At 62.9% G+C, this 15,312-nt stretch carries 15 protein-coding genes; 14 read left to right on the forward strand and 1 reads right to left on the reverse strand.

Going from position 1 to position 15,312, the window contains the following annotated elements; translation table 11 throughout:
• Positions 1-6: 6 nt before the first annotated feature.
• Positions 7-939 (reverse strand): tRNA (adenosine(37)-N6)-dimethylallyltransferase MiaA, encoded by a 933-nt coding sequence (gene miaA, locus AC3WT0_RS17635; protein ID WP_492754749.1) that lies wholly within the window; start codon positions 937-939, stop codon positions 7-9.
• Between miaA and serB the strand changes: the two genes are divergently transcribed.
• From serB to AC3WT0_RS17705, 14 genes are all read left to right on the forward strand, one after another.
• On the forward strand, positions 932-1,819 hold the full coding sequence (gene serB / locus AC3WT0_RS17640) for a phosphoserine phosphatase SerB (RefSeq protein ID WP_492754750.1): 888 nt from the start codon (positions 932-934) through the stop codon (positions 1,817-1,819). The two genes, miaA and serB, sit on opposite strands and share 8 nt — an antisense overlap.
• 12 nt (positions 1,820-1,831) lie before the next feature.
• The gene (locus tag AC3WT0_RS17645; RefSeq protein WP_492754751.1) at positions 1,832-2,500 is read left to right on the forward strand and encodes an FABP family protein; all 669 of its coding nucleotides are present in this window, start codon (positions 1,832-1,834) and stop codon (positions 2,498-2,500) included.
• A gap of 195 nt (positions 2,501-2,695) precedes the next feature.
• On the forward strand, positions 2,696-4,003 hold the full coding sequence (locus AC3WT0_RS17650; RefSeq protein WP_492754752.1) for an acetyl-CoA hydrolase/transferase family protein: 1,308 nt from the start codon (positions 2,696-2,698) through the stop codon (positions 4,001-4,003).
• A gap of 78 nt (positions 4,004-4,081) precedes the next feature.
• Positions 4,082-5,212: a polysaccharide biosynthesis/export family protein gene (locus AC3WT0_RS17655; RefSeq protein WP_492754753.1), complete on the forward strand. Its 1,131-nt coding sequence runs from the start codon at positions 4,082-4,084 to the stop codon at positions 5,210-5,212.
• Between the two features lie 42 nt (positions 5,213-5,254).
• Complete coding sequence (gene rfbC, locus AC3WT0_RS17660; protein WP_492754754.1) at positions 5,255-5,818, forward strand: dTDP-4-dehydrorhamnose 3,5-epimerase; 564 nt, start codon at positions 5,255-5,257, stop codon at positions 5,816-5,818.
• A gap of 1 nt (position 5,819) precedes the next feature.
• Positions 5,820-6,896, forward strand: coding sequence for a dTDP-glucose 4,6-dehydratase (rfbB, locus tag AC3WT0_RS17665; protein WP_492754755.1), 1,077 nt, complete (start codon positions 5,820-5,822; stop codon positions 6,894-6,896).
• Positions 6,893-7,768: a dTDP-4-dehydrorhamnose reductase gene (rfbD, locus tag AC3WT0_RS17670; protein ID WP_492754756.1), complete on the forward strand. Its 876-nt coding sequence runs from the start codon at positions 6,893-6,895 to the stop codon at positions 7,766-7,768. The genes rfbB and rfbD overlap by 4 nt, the downstream gene beginning before the upstream one ends.
• Positions 7,769-7,810: 42 nt before the next feature.
• Complete coding sequence (gene rfbA, locus AC3WT0_RS17675; RefSeq protein WP_492754757.1) at positions 7,811-8,680, forward strand: glucose-1-phosphate thymidylyltransferase RfbA; 870 nt, start codon at positions 7,811-7,813, stop codon at positions 8,678-8,680.
• Positions 8,681-8,769: 89 nt separating this feature from the next.
• On the forward strand, positions 8,770-9,633 hold the full coding sequence (locus AC3WT0_RS17680) for a DUF5672 family protein (protein WP_492754758.1): 864 nt from the start codon (positions 8,770-8,772) through the stop codon (positions 9,631-9,633).
• Positions 9,630-10,589 carry a phytanoyl-CoA dioxygenase family protein gene (locus AC3WT0_RS17685; RefSeq protein WP_492754759.1) on the forward strand — a complete coding sequence of 320 codons (960 nt, stop codon included), beginning with the start codon at positions 9,630-9,632 and terminating at the stop codon, positions 10,587-10,589. Before AC3WT0_RS17680 ends, AC3WT0_RS17685 begins: the two co-directional genes overlap by 4 nt.
• 85 nt (positions 10,590-10,674) lie before the next feature.
• Entirely contained in the window at positions 10,675-12,279 is a 1,605-nt protein-coding gene (locus tag AC3WT0_RS17690; RefSeq protein ID WP_492754760.1) for a glycosyltransferase family 2 protein, read from the forward strand.
• 156 nt (positions 12,280-12,435) lie between these two features.
• Positions 12,436-13,602, forward strand: coding sequence for a KpsE/RkpR family capsule polysaccharide export protein (locus AC3WT0_RS17695; RefSeq protein ID WP_492754761.1), 1,167 nt, complete (start codon positions 12,436-12,438; stop codon positions 13,600-13,602).
• 2 nt (positions 13,603-13,604) lie between these two features.
• Positions 13,605-14,402: an ABC transporter permease gene (locus tag AC3WT0_RS17700; protein ID WP_492754762.1), complete on the forward strand. Its 798-nt coding sequence runs from the start codon at positions 13,605-13,607 to the stop codon at positions 14,400-14,402.
• A gap of 15 nt (positions 14,403-14,417) precedes the next feature.
• Positions 14,418-15,065, forward strand: coding sequence for an ABC transporter ATP-binding protein (locus tag AC3WT0_RS17705; RefSeq protein WP_492754763.1), 648 nt, complete (start codon positions 14,418-14,420; stop codon positions 15,063-15,065).
• Positions 15,066-15,312 lie beyond the last annotated feature (247 nt).

Below are 15,312 nucleotides of genomic sequence, written 5' to 3' on the forward strand. Positions count from 1 at the left end.
CAACGCTTAATGATGTAATTTCGTTATAAAATGAGAAATGAAATCGTCATTCAATTGCTCGATCCGCGGCCATGCGGGGGGAGGCTGATTGCGGAACCAGGTATATTGGCGCTTGGCGTACTGGCGCGTGGCGAGCTGGCCGGCGGCGACGGTGGCGGCACGATCAGTCCTGCCGTCGATCCAGTCGGCGATCTCGCGCACGCCGATCGCGCGCATCACGGGGAGGTCGGGGGCGAGGCGGCGGGCGCGCAGGCGCTCGACTTCGTCGATGCCGCCACCCTCGACCATCGCCTCGAAGCGCGCATCGCAGCGCGCGAACAGCCAGTCGCGATCGGGAAGGAGAATGGCGGCGTCGATCGCGATGCGGTCGCCGATCCCGCCTTCGCGCGCGGCCTGCCAGGCGGCGAGCGGGCGGCCGGTGGCGCGCACGACCTCCAGCGCGCGGGCGACGCGCGTGGTGTCGCCGGGATTGAGGCGGCGCGCGGCCTCCGGATCCTCGCGCGACAGGGCGTCATGGGCTTCGGCGACGGGCAGCGCGCGGACGGCGGCGCGCACGCCGGCGTCGATTTCGGGCACCGGGGCGATGCCGTCGATCAGCGTGCGCAGATAGAGCCCGGTGCCGCCGACGAGGATGGGGAGGCGGCCTTCCGCGTGCGCGGCGTCGATCTCCGCCGTCGCCTCGGCCGCCCAGCGCGCGGCGGAGCAGGCCTCGGCTCCGTCGACATGACCGAACAGGCGGTGGGGCGCCTCGGCCATCTCGGCGTCCGACGGGCGCGCCGAAAGGATGCGGAGATCGGCATAGACCTGCGAGGCATCGGCATTGATGATCGTCGCTGGGGCATGGCGGGCGAGGGCGAGCGCAAGCGCGGACTTGCCGCTGGCCGTCGGCCCTGCGATGAGCGCGACCTTGGGACGCTTTGGGGACACAGCCTTGTTCATCGCCACGCTGATAGCATCGGAACATCTTTCGCAGGGCGATATTTCGGCGGCGGCGGACCGGATCGCGGCGGCGGGCGCCGTGCCGGGAGCGATCGCGACGATCGACGAAGGCGAGGCGGCGGACCTGAGCTTCGCGGGTGATCCGGTGACGGTGCGCCGCGCGCTCGAACATGCGATGGCGGGGGCCGACGTGATCGTCCAGCCGCTTGCCGGGCGCGAGAAGAGGCTGATCGTCGCCGACATGGATTCGACGATGATCACCGTCGAATGCATCGACGAGCTGGCCGACTATGCAGGGCTGCGCGCCGAGATTTCCGAGGTGACCGAGCGGGCGATGCGCGGCGAGCTGGATTTCGAGATGGCGCTGGATGCGCGCGTCGCGCTGCTCAGGGGGCTCGACGAAAGCGTGCTGGCGCGCTGCTATGACGAGCGGGTGCGTATCATGCCCGGCGCGCGCGCGCTGGTGCGGACGATGCGCGCGCGCGGCGGGACGGCGTGGCTCGTCTCGGGCGGGTTCACCGCCTTTGCCGATCGCGTGGCCGAGGCGATCGGCTTCGACCGGGCGATCTCGAACCGGCTGGGGATCGCGAAGGGCGCGCTCGACGGCAGCGTCCACCGGCCGATCGTGGGCGCCGAGACCAAGCGGCAGGCGCTGGGCGAGGCGCTGGCGCTGACCGGGCACGACCGCGCGCTGAGCCTGGCGGTCGGCGACGGCGCCAACGACATCCCGATGATCCGCGAGGCGGGGCTGGGCGTCGCCTATCACGCCAAGCCCGCGACCGCCGCCGCCGCCGCCGCACGTGTTCAGCATGGCGATCTGAGCGTGTTGCTCTACGCTCAGGGAATCGCGCGGGCCGACTGGGTGTCCGATGCGGCATGAGGGAGTGACGCGATGAACCCGTTTCCGCAGGATATCTTCACCGAGCCGAGCGATGTCGACCCCGACACGCTCGCCAATCTGGGCCCGCTGGCGCGGCTTGCGGGACGGTGGGAGGCCGAGAAGGGCGTCGACATCAACCCCAAGGCCGAGGCGCCCGAGCGCCGCGTGTTCATCGAGAAGGTCGCCTTCGACGCGATCGACCCGCAGACCAACGGCCCGCAGCTCTTCTACGGGCTGCGCTATCACACGCACATCACCACGCGCGAGGAGGAGATCACCTTCCACGAGCAGGTCGGCTACTGGCTGTGGGAGCCGGCGACGGGGCTGATTCTGCAGACGCTGGCGATCCCGCGCGGGCAGGTGGCGCTGGCCTCCGGACAGGCCAAGCCGGGCGATGACAAGCTGTCGCTGAGCGCGACGCGCGGACAGACCCAATATGGCATCTGTTCGACCGCCTTCCTCGAATATGGCTTCCGCACCGACAGCTACAGCATCGACATCAGCTTCGACGGCGACGACGCCTGGAGCTACGATATCCGTACGATGCTGCTCGTCCACGGCCGGCCCGATCCGTTCGAGCATCACGACACCAACCGCCTGCGCCGCGTGGCGCCGGGGCGGCCCAATCCGCTGAAGCAGATACTCGACCGGCGTGCGGCGAAGGGGGCGGGGAAGGATTAGGTGGGGTTTCCCAGCCCCCGTCATTGCGAGCGCAGCGAAGCAATCCAGTGCGATGCCGAGCTTCCCTGGATTGCTTCGCTGCGCTCGCAATGACGGTTTCGCTGAATAGGGTTCCACTCTCGGGAGAGTTGCGGCTTGCCGAATCGGGCTTGGCCCGCTTCCATTCGCCGTGAACGAGCGGCGGAAGGGATTTGAATGTCAGCATATGCCGAGGCCTATGCCGCGCGGGTGACGAGCGCGGAGGTGGCGGTGGGGCTCATCGCCTCGGGCGCGCGCATCGCCATGGGGCTGGCGGTGGCGCAGCCGCCCGCGTTGCTTGCTGCACTGGCCGAGCGTGCCGGGCGCGGCGAGGTCTCGGGCCTGTCGCTCTATTATCTGCTGTCCTGCGCCAATGCCGCGCCCGTGCTGCGGCTCGACCTGCGCGAGCGGATCCGGCCGATCAGCCTGTTTCACGGCGCGATCGAGCGCGCGCTGGACAAGGAAGCCGCGGCAAGGGGGCTGCCGCCCGTCGATTTCATTCCCACCGCCTTCAGCGAGGCGCCGCGCGTGCTGAGCCGGCTCGTCGATGTCGACGTGCTCGTCACCACCGTTGCGCCGATGGACGAGGAAGGCTGCTTCAGCCTCGGCACCAATACCGACTATGCGCTGGCTGTCTCGCAGAGCGCGCGGCAGGTGATCGTCGAGGTCAATCCGGCGATGCCACGCGTCGCGGGCAATTGCCGCATCCCGATCGACCGGGTGACGGCGATCGTCGAGAATCCCCGCACGCTGGTCGAGGTGCCGCCGGCGGCGATCCGCGACACCGATGTCGTGATCGGCGGGCTGATCGCCGATCTGGTGGAGGACGGCGCCTGCCTGCAGATGGGCATCGGCGCGCTGCCCGATGCGGTGTGCGCGGCGCTTGCCGATCGCCGGCATCTCGGCATCCATACCGAACTGATGACGCCGGGGCTGGCGGCGCTGATGCGGCAGGGCGTGGTCGACAACAGCCGCAAGTCGATCCACGCCGGGCGCAGCGTCTTCACTTTCGCGATGGGGGACAAGGCGCTCTACGACTATCTCGACGGCAATCCGGCGTTCGAGGCGCATCCGGTCGACTATGTGAACGATCCGGCGGTGATCGCGCGCAACGACGGGATGGTCTCGGTCAACGCGACGCTGGAGATCGACCTGCAGGGTGCGTGCAATTCCGAATGCCTTGGCGGCGCGCAGTATAGCGCATCGGGCGGGCAGCTCGATTTCGTGCGCGGGGCATCGGCAGCGAAGGGCGGCAAATCGATCATCGCCTGTCACTCGACCGCAGCCGGCGGCAAGGCCTCGCGCATCGTCCCCCGCCTGACCGGCCCGGTGACGACGCCGCGCAACGACGTGCACTATGTCGCCACCGAATATGGCGTGGTCAACCTGCGCGGGCTTACGCTTGCCGAGCGGGCGAAGGCGCTGATCGGCATCGCGCATCCCGATTTCAGGGAAGCGCTGGCGCGCGAGGCGTTCGGGGGATGAATAGTCGAATTGCACCCGATGGTGGGTTGGTCTAAGGGGCAGAGCCTCCAAAAGGGCGGAAGTACAGGCATCGGGTGTATGCAATTTAAGACAATTATTGTTCTCGGTCTTTCGACCGCACTTTGTGCCTGTTCGACGCTTCCATCCTCCGGCCCGACCGGCGCGCAAGTTCGCAAATCGATCGGCGATCAGCAAAGCCCGGTAGCGGCGGAGATCGTCGAAGTCAGCGACGTCGGCCAGATTCCGCAGGGTCGGTCGCCGGCGCCGGTTTCGCTGCCCGACTTGCCGCCGCCGCCCACCGACATGGTCGGCCCCGGCGATGTGCTCGGCATTTCGATCTATGAAGTGGGGGTCGCGCTTTTCGGCAACAGCCGCGCGGCTTCAGATGCGGAGTTCGATCCGACCGCGAAGGTGCAGACGCTGCCGTCGGTCCGGATCGACGACAATGGCTATATCGTGGTGCCTTATGCGGGCCGCCTTTATGTGCAGGGCAAGACAGTCGGGGAAGTCCAGGCCCAGATCCGCAACGCCCTGCGCGGACTTTCGCAGAACCCCCAGGTTCTCGTGACGCAGCGCGAGGTCATCAATAATTCGGTGATTCTGGGCGGCGAGGTGGCGCGGCCGGGGCGGCTGGTGCTGCAGACCAACCATGAGACGCTGACCGACGTCATCGCGCTGGCCGGTGGTTATCGCGGGGCGGCCAAGGATCTGGTGGTCAGGATCGCGCGGCGCGACGATATCGTCGACGTGCGTCTGGGCGATCTGCTGGCTGAGCCCCAGTTCGACGTCCGGGTCTATCCGGGCGATCGGCTGACGTTGCTCAGCACGCCCGAATCCTTCTCGGTTCTCGGCGCTTCGGGGCGTTCGGATCAGGTTCCGTTCCAGCGCTCGAAGGTTTCGCTGATCGAGGCGGTCGCCGCATCCGGCGGCGTGAACCCCGCTTATGGCGATCCGGCGGCGATCTTCGTTTTCCGCTATGTCAAAGGCGAGGAAGGAAAAGACGTACCCGTCGTCTATCATCTGAACATGATGAAGGGGGGGAGTTACCTCCTGGCCCAGCATTTCGAGATACGCGACAAGGACGTGCTATATTTCGGCAACGCATCCGCCAACCAGCCGACCAAGATGATCCAGCTCATCAGCCAGCTCTTCTCGCCGATCCTCACCGTGACCAGCGCGGTTCAGACGCTGCAGAACAGCAGCAGATAAGCGCGCGCCACATCGCGCCGGTTTCAATTTCGTGAGGATGGCATGGAAGTCACAAGTTACCCGATCGCGGATGTCCGGCTTTTTACGCCTCGTCACATCGGAGACGAGCGCGGATATTTTGCGGAAACCTTCCGCGCGGACGTCTTTGCCCGGCATTGCGGCGATCACAGCTTCGTGCAGGATAATGAATCGCTGAGCGCGAGGGCCGGCACCGTGCGCGGCCTGCATTTCCAGAGCGCGCCTTTCGCCCAGGGCAAGCTGGTGCGCTGCACCGCCGGCGCGCTGTTCGATGTCGCGGTCGACATCCGGCGGGGGTCGCCGACCTATGGTCAATGGGTGGGCGAGACGCTCACGCCCGGAAATGGCAAGCAGCTCTGGGTTCCATCGGGCTTCGCGCACGGCTTTTGCTCGCTCGAGCCGAATACGGTGATCTGCTACAAAGTCACGGCCTATTACAGCGCCGAATGCGACAAGGGGTTGGCGTGGGACGATCCGGCGATCGGCCTGACATGGCCTGACGTTGCGGATCCGGACACATTGTCGGCCAAGGATCGCAAGCAGCCTTCTCTGGCCGAGCTTCCGGCCTATTTCAACTGGAGCGCATGACATGCGTGTGATCGTAACGGGGGGGGCGGGTTTCATCGGATCGGCGCTCGTGCGCCATCTGGTGCTGGAGAAGGGCTATGAGGTCCTGACCATCGACGCGCTGACCTATGCCGGCTGCGAGGCCTCGCTGCGCGCGGTGGAAGGAAAGCCCAATCACCGGTTTCTGAAAGCCGACATCCGCGACCGGGACGCGATGGCGGAGGCGATCACCACATTCCGCCCCGACCGGATCATGCATCTGGCAGCGGAAAGCCATGTCGATCGCTCGATCACCGGCGCGGCCGATTTCATCCAGACCAATATCGTCGGGACGTTCTGCCTGCTGGAAGCCGCGCGCGGCTATTGGAGCACGCTGGCGGACGATGCGGCCGCCGGCTTCCGCTTCCTCCATGTCTCGACCGACGAAGTCTATGGCTCGCTGGGCGCGGATGGGTTGTTCAGCGAGACGACGCCTTACGATCCGAGCTCACCCTATTCTGCCTCCAAGGCGGCGTCGGACCATCTCGCCAAGGCCTGGTGGCACACCTATGGCCTGCCGGTAGTGGTGTCGAATTGCTCGAACAATTATGGCCCCTATCATTTCCCCGAAAAGCTGATCCCGCTCACTATCCTCAATGCGCTCGCCGGCCAGCGCCTGCCCGTCTATGGCGCGGGCGAGAATGTGCGCGACTGGCTCTATGTCGACGATCATGCGCGCGCGCTCGACCTCATCGTCGAGCGTGGTCGGCCGGGCGAGACCTATAATGTCGGCGGACGCAACGAACGGCGGAACATCGATGTCGTGCGCCGTATCTGTGCCGTGCTCGACGAACTGGCGCCGATCGACGCCGCGCGCGAGAGGCTGATCGAATTTGTCGCCGACCGACCGGGGCACGACGCGCGCTACGCGATCGATGCCACCAAGCTGGAAACCGAACTCGGCTGGCGTGCACGGGAGAGCTTCGATACCGGCATCGAGAAGACCGTGCGCTGGTATCTCGACAATGAATGGTGGTGGCGCCCGCTGCGTGAGCGCTATGACGGAGAACGGCTTGGGCTGGTTGTGACCGAACGGGTTTCCGAGGGATTGACGGTATGAGATTGGCGGTCACCGGGCGCACCGGGCAGGTCGTCACCAGCCTGATCGAGCGCGGGGCGGCGGCGGGGCATGAGGTGCTGGCGATCGGCAGGCCCGATCTGGACCTCGCCGACCCCGTTTCGATCCTGCCTGCGCTGGAAGCCGCCGCGCCCGATGCGATCGTGTCGGCCGCAGCCTATACGGCGGTCGACAAGGCCGAGAGCGAAGTCGAAACCGCCATGGCGATCAATGGCCGGGGAGCGGGCCTGGTCGCCGCAGCGGCGCGGGCATTGGGCGTGCCCATCGTCCATATCTCGACCGACTATGTATTCGATGGCGCGCTGGATCGCCCCTATCTCGAGACCGATCCCACCGGACCGACGGGCGTCTATGGCGCTTCCAAGCTGGCGGGCGAAGAAGCCGTGCTCGCCGCGCACGGCGACAATAGCGCGATCCTGCGCGTGGCCTGGGTCTATAGCCCTTTTGGCGGCAATTTCGTGAAGACGATGCTGCGCCTGGCGGGCGACCGGGACGAGGTGGCCGTCGTGGCCGACCAGATCGGCAATCCGAGCAGCGCACTCGACATTGCCGACGGCATCCTGCAGGTGGCGGAGAATCTGGTCGCGACGCCCGATCCGGCGCTGCGGGGCATTTTCCATATGACCGCCGACGGCGATGCGACATGGGCGGATTTCGCCGAAGCGATTTTCGCGGCATCGGCAGTGCGGGGCGGGCCGACCGCCACCGTGAAGCGGATAGCGACCGCGGAATATCCGACAGCGGCAGCTCGCCCGGCCAATTCGCGCCTCGATTGCGGCCTTGTCGCCAACGTGCATGGCGTCGCCTTGCCGCACTGGCGGCCAGCGCTGGAAACCGTGATCAGCCGCCTCTGACATTCGCAAGCCGAACGGCTTTCCCAGACTAAGGATCAACGCATGAAGGGCATTATTCTGGCGGGGGGGAGCGGAACCCGCCTCTATCCGATGACGCTGGCGACTTCGAAGCAGCTGATGTCGGTCTATGACAAGCCGATGATCTACTATCCGCTGAGCACGCTGATGCTGGCGGGTATTCGTGAAGTGCTGATCATCTCCACGCCGCGCGACCTGCCGGCGTTCCAGGCTCTGCTTGGCGACGGTTCGCAATGGGGCATGAGTTTCGAATATGCCGAGCAGCCGAGCCCGGACGGCCTCGCTCAAGCCTATATCATCGGCGCCGACTTTGTCGCGGGGCAGCAATCGGCCTTGATTCTCGGCGACAATATCTATCACGGCCATGGCTTGCCCGAGCTGCTGGGCAGCGCGGCGTCCCGCGCATCGGGGGCGAGTGTGTTCGCCTATCATGTCAACGATCCCGAGCGTTATGGCGTCGTCAGTTTCGACGATGCGATGAAGGCCATCTCGATCGAGGAGAAGCCCGAAGAGCCCAAATCGAACTGGGCGGTCACCGGGCTCTATTTCTACGACGAACAGGTCGTCGATATCGCGGCGAATCTGCAACCGTCGGCGCGCGGCGAACTGGAGATTACCGACGTCAACCGCATCTATCTCGAACGCGGCCAGCTGTCGGTGGAAATCATGGGGCGCGGCTATGCCTGGCTGGACACGGGTACGCCCGACAGCCTGCTCGACGCCGCCGATTTCGTCCGGGTGCTGGAGAAGCGGCAGGGGTTCAAGATCGCCAGCCCCGAGGAAATCGCGTTCCGGCAACGCTTCATCGGCGTGACGGAGATGGAGCAGGCGATCGTCAAGCTCGGCAAGTCGGACTATGGTCGCTATCTGCGGACCGTCTTGACTGAACGCTGATTTGTCTGCCTTGCGCGGCGCGGATCCAAATGCGGTGCCGGCATATGGTTCGTTGAGCCAGTGCTTTCCGATAGGAATAAGGAGAGGGCATGGCCGCTTCGCGCATCCGCACCGCCGCTGATCGCCTTGCCCTGCCGCAGGTGACCTTGTGCGCCGTGGCGTCGGTGAATGTGCAGGCGACGCTAAGGGCGCTGGAGGCGTGCCTCGAGCAGATCGCCTTCGCCGATTGCCTGTTCTTCACCGATGCGGCCGTGACGCAAGGCCATGCAGAGATTCGCGTGGCACCGATCGCGCGCATCAGATCATCTGCCGAATATTCGGACTTCCTATTATCCGGCGTGGCCGATCATATCGCGACAACGCATTGCCTGATCGTGCAATGGGACGGACATGTCCTCGATGCACGACGCTGGCGGGCCGACTTTCTCGACTATGACTATATCGGCGCGACCTGGCCGCAATTCGACGACGGGCATGATGTCGGCAATGGCGGCTTTTCGCTGCGCAGCCGCCGGTTGATGTTGGCGTGCCAGGATGCCGGGTTCCGCCCATCCCATCCTGAAGATCTTGCCGTCTGCCGACGCAACCGCGACTGGCTGGAGAGCCGGGGAATGCGCTTTGCGCCGGCTGCGCTTGCCGATCTGTTTTCGGCCGAGCGTGCGGGCGATGTGGATATGACCTTCGGTTATCACGGTATTTTCAACATGCCGAAAGCGATCGGTGTCGACGCCTTCTGGGATGCCTATGCCGGGCTCGACGATCGGGCCACCGTTCGCCACGATCTTTTCAGCCTGATGCGGGATGTTGCGCGGGGACCGGCGGGTCTGCGACGCGCGGCGCGCATATTGATCGACTATGCACATGCGCGGCGCGCGGGACGGCGCGACAACCAGCTTTCATTCGCGGCGAACGGCATTGTAGAAGCTACAAAAAGAAAGGCGCCTCCCTCGTGACGAATCTGCTTCCCGGTCTGCCCCTCATCGAATCGCCGTTGTTTCCCAAGCAGAAGTCCATGCACGGGCTGAGCGCAGCAGAGGAAGCGATCGCCGACAGCCTTTTCGACAAGGGCTATGCGGTTTTCGATTTTCCCGACGTCGATCTTGAAGCGCGGATCGATCGGATCAAGGGTCGTCTTTCTCCGAGCTTCGGTGTCGATTTCGATGATCCGGAAAGCAACAAGAGCGCCGGGGTGCGCCGCATTCAGGATGCGTGGCGGGTTGACGAGGACGTCCGATCAATTGCCGCCAACGCGGCGGTGCTGGATTTGCTAGGCAAACTATACGGCCGCCGCGCCTTTCCGTTCCAGACGCTGAATTTCCCCGTTGGCACGCAGCAGGACGCGCATTCCGATTCCGTGCATTTCTCCAGCCTGCCCGAACGCTTCATGTGTGGCGTTTGGCTGGCGATGGAAGATATCGGACCCGATGCCGGTCCGCTGCTCTATTATCCCGGATCGCATCGGTGGCCGATCATGACGAATGCCCTCATCGGACGGAGGGGGTTTGGCAGCGCGCTCGATTCCGCGCAGGATCCCTATGGCCCGGCCTGGAGCGCATTGTGTGAGGCTTATGATGTGCAGCCGGAAACTTTCCTGGCGCGGAAGGGGCAAGCGCTGGTCTGGTGCGCAAACCTGCTGCACGGCGGCAGCCCGCAAAATGATCTGCGCCAAACACGCTGGTCGCAAGTCACGCATTATTATTTCGATGATTGCATCTACTACACGCCCGCCTTTTCGGATGAGTCCATAGGCCAATTGCAATTGCGAAACCTGGTAGCGATCAGCGACGGCTTGCCGCGACGGAACAGCTATCTCGGAGAATCGGCCGAGGCTTTGCTTAAGTCCGGGCCGAGGTCGGCGGGCGGCCTCCGCGCCGGCCTTGTGCAGCGTTTGATGGGGAAATCGCGCTGACGATTGCCTTGCCGCGGCGCGTTCGCGGGCGGCCGGACGTCAGTGCGCGAAGAAGACCCTGAGTCACGCAGATGTGAAGGACGGAATGAAGGCGAACGAAGCCTGGTTGATGCTGGCGGTGCATTTCGATGCGGCGCGGCTCGCTCCTCGCGCATGGCTGACCGCCCTTTGGTGGCGCGTGTTGGGAAAGCGGGTGCGCGCTCGCGCGCAGTTTGCGCCGCTGATGGCTGCTTCGCCGCGCGCCTATCGCCTCTGGCTGCGCGACGAACCTTCCCCCACGGTCGCACCCGACGGCGACGGGCCTGTCATCGTTGCGCTGATCGAGGCGGGGCCGGGGCAGAATGAGACGATCGCCAGTCTCGCAATGCAGGGTGCGATCATATTGCCGCTGGGAACGCCCGCGGTCCCCAATCTCGCTGCGGCCGCCGCGCAAATCGACTGGAGCGTGTCGCCCTGGCTCATGCCTTTGCCTGCCGGCGATATCCTGGCGCCGGATGCTGTCGCCGCCTATCGCGTCGCCGCGCGGACGCACGCGCCTATCATTTATGCCGATGATGATATTCTGGATGTACGCGGCAGGCGCGTCGCGCCGCATTTCAAACCTTCGTGGAATGCCGAGTTGTTCCGCCACTTCGACTATCTGACCGGGGCATGCATCGTGCGGATCGATGCAGACCAGTTGGCTCATCTGCGTGAGGCGGATTGGGCAAGCGAACTAGTGGCGATTGCAGCAGGCGAGGGGACTCCGCTACGCCTGCCCTATGTCCTGCATCACCGACGAGAGCGGCCTGCACCGCAGATTCCTGTCGTAGAAAGTGTCGTGGCGACCGAACGGAGTGGTGTGGAGGAAGGCCCGTTGCCCCGGGTCAGCGTGATCGTGCCCACGCGTAATCGCGTCGATTTGCTGCGGACCTGCCTCGAAGGCCTGGAACGCACCGACTATCCCGATCTCGAAGTGATTATCGTCGACAACGAGAGCGACGACCCAGAGACATTGTCCTATCTCGAAGCGCTTGATCCGGCACGACACAGGGTGTTGCGGCATCCGGGTCCCTTCAATTTCTCGACGATCAACAACCGCGCCGCGAGCCTGGCTACCGGCGAGATGCTTTGCCTGCTCAATAATGACATCGAAGTCATTGAACCGGGCTGGCTTAAGCTGATGGTTCGTCAGGCGCTGCGCCCCGAAGTGGGCGCGGTCGGAGCCCAGCTCCTCTATCCGGACGGACGCATCCAGCATGCCGGGGTGGTGCTCGGAATCTGCGGTGGCGCGGCGCATGCCCACCGGCTGCTGCGTCCGGAACAGCAGGGCTATTTTCGTCGCCATGCGCTGCCGCAGTTCGTATCGGCAGTGACGGCCGCATGCCTCGTCGTCAGGCGCGCGAGCTTCGATGCTGTGGGTGGATTGGACGAAGTGAATTTTGCTGTTGCATTCAACGATGTGGACTTGTGCATGCGCCTGAACGCCCGGGGCTGGCAGTCGCTCTACGAACCGCGCGCGCGCCTGATCCATCATGAATCTGTCTCGCGCGGACTGGACCGGGACCCGATCGGCGCGGCGCGTTTCGCCGGCGAGCTCGCGGCGCTGAAGGCGGCATGGCGGACGGGGGCGGGTCCGGACGAGGAAATCGACCCCTGGCATCATCCCCAGCTCAATCGATTCAGCGAACATTTTGTCTTGCGGCTTTAAGACAGGGCGTTCTTCGAGTGAGCTAGACGCTTTGCAGCCGGTGCTCCGGCGCAGGGAATCCGCAAACGCCATGCTTGCGCGCTGCAGCGTGTTGGCCTAGCGCAGGCGAGATGGGCGGAGAGCGCGCCTGAAAGCATATGAGTGCCACAATAAGTTATGAATATTGAACAGTCGTTTCCGATAGAGGCCGCGGCGATCGAGCGTCGGCGCGCGCTTTTTGTCTGGTTAAAAAAACGGCGCTGGTTTGCGCTGTTTGTTATCCTGCCGACATTGCTGGCGGTGCTTTATTATGGGCTGATCGCTTCCGACATCTATGTCTCGGAATCGCGCTTCGTCCTCAAGAGCGCGGACCAGAAGCGTTCGCAGATATCGACGCTGGCCAATCTCATCCAAACTACGGGCTTGTCCGGCGGACAGGAGCAGACCAACGAGATCCTCGAATATGTCCGTTCGCGCGACGCATTGAAGGCCCTCGAGAAAGCCCCAGGGGTCCGCGCTGCCTATTCGGCGCCGAATGGCGACTTTCTCTCGCATTTCCCGATGCCCTTCTTCCACGATGGCACGTTCGAGGACCTTTATAAATATTACGGCACAATGGTTGGCGCGCGGCTCGATACCGAGACAGGCACGGCAATCGTGACGGTGAAAGCCTTTAGCGCGAAGGACGCGTTTGCGATCAACGAGCAGCTTTTGCGGCTTTCGGAAGCGCTCGTGAACAAGCTCAACGTCCGCGCGCAGGGCAGGGCTATCGCCGAGGCGCAGAGGCAGGTCGACCTGGCCACTGCACGCGCCAAGAAGGCGCGGATCGAACTGGCTCAATATCGCAACAGCCAGGAACTGATTGATCCGGGCAAACAGGCTGTGGGTGTGATCGAAATCGCCAATGGCATGATCGCGCAACGCGCTGCGCTTCAGGCTCAGCTTGACCAGATCGAACGCGTGGCGCCGCGCAATCCGTCAATCCCTTCGCTGCGCCAGCGGATCAATGCGATTTCGACGCAGATCGCCTCGCAGGACAGCCGTGTCGTGGGCTCCAGCGGCGGTATCGCATCCAAAATGGGCGGTTATGAAAATCTCATGGTCGAACAGGAGTTCGCGACGGAGACGCTCAACGTCGCCAATGCGGCGCTGGTTCAGGCACGAGCCGAAGCCGTGCGCCAGCAATTCTACCTCGAGCGGATCGTGGATCCCAATCTGCCCGATATGCCGCTGCTGCCGAAGCGACTTATAGCAATCATCGTCGTCGCAGCGGCGGCCAGTTGCCTCTATTTCATCGGCTGGATGCTGTTTGTCGGCATTCTTGAACACGCGCCGGACGATTGAAGGTGGCTAACTACAGCTTGGCTAAACTGCATAGCGGATGGATTACGCAGCTGCGCGTGATCCACGCGTTGATGATCCGCGAGCTTACCACTCGCTTCGGGCGGGAAAATATCGGCTTCCTATGGATCATGGGAGAGCCGTTATTGTTTGCTGGGCTCGTGGCACTTATCTGGCACTTTTTGCACGGCGAAACCGAACATGGCATCGGCATTACGGCCTTCGTGGTCACCGGTTATATTCCGATCACAATGTTCAGACATGGGGTGAATCGAAGTGTCGTAGTGTTCACTGCAAACAGCAGCATCCTTTACCATAGACAAGTTAAGATTCTCGATTTTGTTATCGTCAGATTTCTGATCGAGATGGTTGGCGGCATGATGGCCTTTGTTTTTAGTGCTGCCATTCTGATGGCGTTTGGCCAGTTTCCAGTTCCTGCCGACATTGGCATGGCTATCGCGGGATGGATGATCTATGCCTTTTTTTCCTTCTCTCTCTGTCTTGTTATCGCTCCGCTTTCAGAGATGTCGGATGTTCTCGAAAAATTCGTGCCCGTGACTACTTACGTCATGATTCCCTTTTCTGGCCTTTTTACACTGGCCTCATGGCTGACGCCTCGGATGAGGGATTATCTGCTATGGTCCCCCTTTGTTACTGGAATGGAAATGCTGCGAAAGGGCATATGGGGAGATCTGATAACCGCTTACTATTACCCATGGTATACAATTGGTTGTTCGGCCGTGTTGACTATGATTGGGCTGATTCTTTGTCGTCGCGTCCGGCGGACGCTTGCAGTCGAATAGCATGCGGTTTCATCTATGATAGTCTGCGACGGAATCTATAAAGAATATAAGCACGGTTCTCACCGAAAGCGAGTGCTGAACGACGTCAACTTGGTTGTTCGACCGGGGGATCGTCTAGCATTGCTTGGTCGCAATGGAGCGGGGAAGAGTACGCTCATCAAACTGATCGGTGGTGTTGAGATGCCGACATCGGGCAAGATCGTACGCGGGATGTCCATATCATGGCCGCTTGGTTTCGCTGGCGGCTTTCAAGGCAGTTTGACGGGATATGATAATGCCCGTTTTATAGCTCGTATTTACCGACGCGAATACTCTGAGATTAAGGCGTTTGTTGAAGATTTTACGGAACTTGGTCGGCAGCTGAGCATGCCGGTCAAGACTTATTCCTCAGGCATGAGGGCGCGCCTGGCTTTTGCTTTATCGTTGGCTATCGAATTTGATTGTTATCTGGTTGATGAGATCATCATGGTGGGGGATCAGAATTTCAACCGCAAGTGCCAGTATGAGCTTCTTGAAAGGCGTAAGGATCGCACGATGATCCTAGCCTCGCATAGCACTCATTTGGTGAAAGAGCTGTGCAATAGGGCAGTCCTTATCGATAACGGCAGCGCGACTGTCTATGAGGACGTCGATGCCGCCGTTGAGCGATATACGCTGCTCTGAGGATCTGTTTGGGAATGGCTTGAGCTGCTGGTCTTGTTGTGATTCAAGCTCGGGATTTGGGCCCAAGCGCGCCGTGACCGGATGACTGATATACTGGGGCGGCGCCCCCGGCGTGGCCGCAAGCCCAAAACCGATCTGCGGAAGGTGCTGAACAGGTTGCGCTATATGGCGCGTGACGTGACCCCCGGCTTTCATCCAGCGGCAACCAGAGACCGATCATTGTTGTCGCGCATCAGCGCAGGTGAAG

Source organism: Sphingomonas sp. EU05-FHT14C10 (genome assembly GCF_058790595.1).

Coding starts and splice junctions, on each gene's coding strand:
- rfbD (WP_492754756.1), top strand. CDS start 6,893: ATGAGATTGGCGGTCACCGGGCGCACCGGGCAGGTCGTCACCAGCCTG.
- AC3WT0_RS17655 (WP_492754753.1), top strand. CDS start 4,082: ATGCAATTTAAGACAATTATTGTTCTCGGTCTTTCGACCGCACTTTGT.
- rfbB (WP_492754755.1), top strand. CDS start 5,820: ATGCGTGTGATCGTAACGGGGGGGGCGGGTTTCATCGGATCGGCGCTC.
- AC3WT0_RS17690 (WP_492754760.1), top strand. CDS start 10,675: ATGAAGGCGAACGAAGCCTGGTTGATGCTGGCGGTGCATTTCGATGCG.
- AC3WT0_RS17705 (WP_492754763.1), top strand. CDS start 14,418: ATGATAGTCTGCGACGGAATCTATAAAGAATATAAGCACGGTTCTCAC.
- rfbC (WP_492754754.1), top strand. CDS start 5,255: ATGGAAGTCACAAGTTACCCGATCGCGGATGTCCGGCTTTTTACGCCT.
- AC3WT0_RS17645 (WP_492754751.1), top strand. CDS start 1,832: ATGAACCCGTTTCCGCAGGATATCTTCACCGAGCCGAGCGATGTCGAC.
- rfbA (WP_492754757.1), top strand. CDS start 7,811: ATGAAGGGCATTATTCTGGCGGGGGGGAGCGGAACCCGCCTCTATCCG.
- AC3WT0_RS17695 (WP_492754761.1), top strand. CDS start 12,436: ATGAATATTGAACAGTCGTTTCCGATAGAGGCCGCGGCGATCGAGCGT.
- miaA (WP_492754749.1), bottom strand. CDS start 939: ATGAACAAGGCTGTGTCCCCAAAGCGTCCCAAGGTCGCGCTCATCGCA.
- AC3WT0_RS17680 (WP_492754758.1), top strand. CDS start 8,770: ATGGCCGCTTCGCGCATCCGCACCGCCGCTGATCGCCTTGCCCTGCCG.
- AC3WT0_RS17650 (WP_492754752.1), top strand. CDS start 2,696: ATGTCAGCATATGCCGAGGCCTATGCCGCGCGGGTGACGAGCGCGGAG.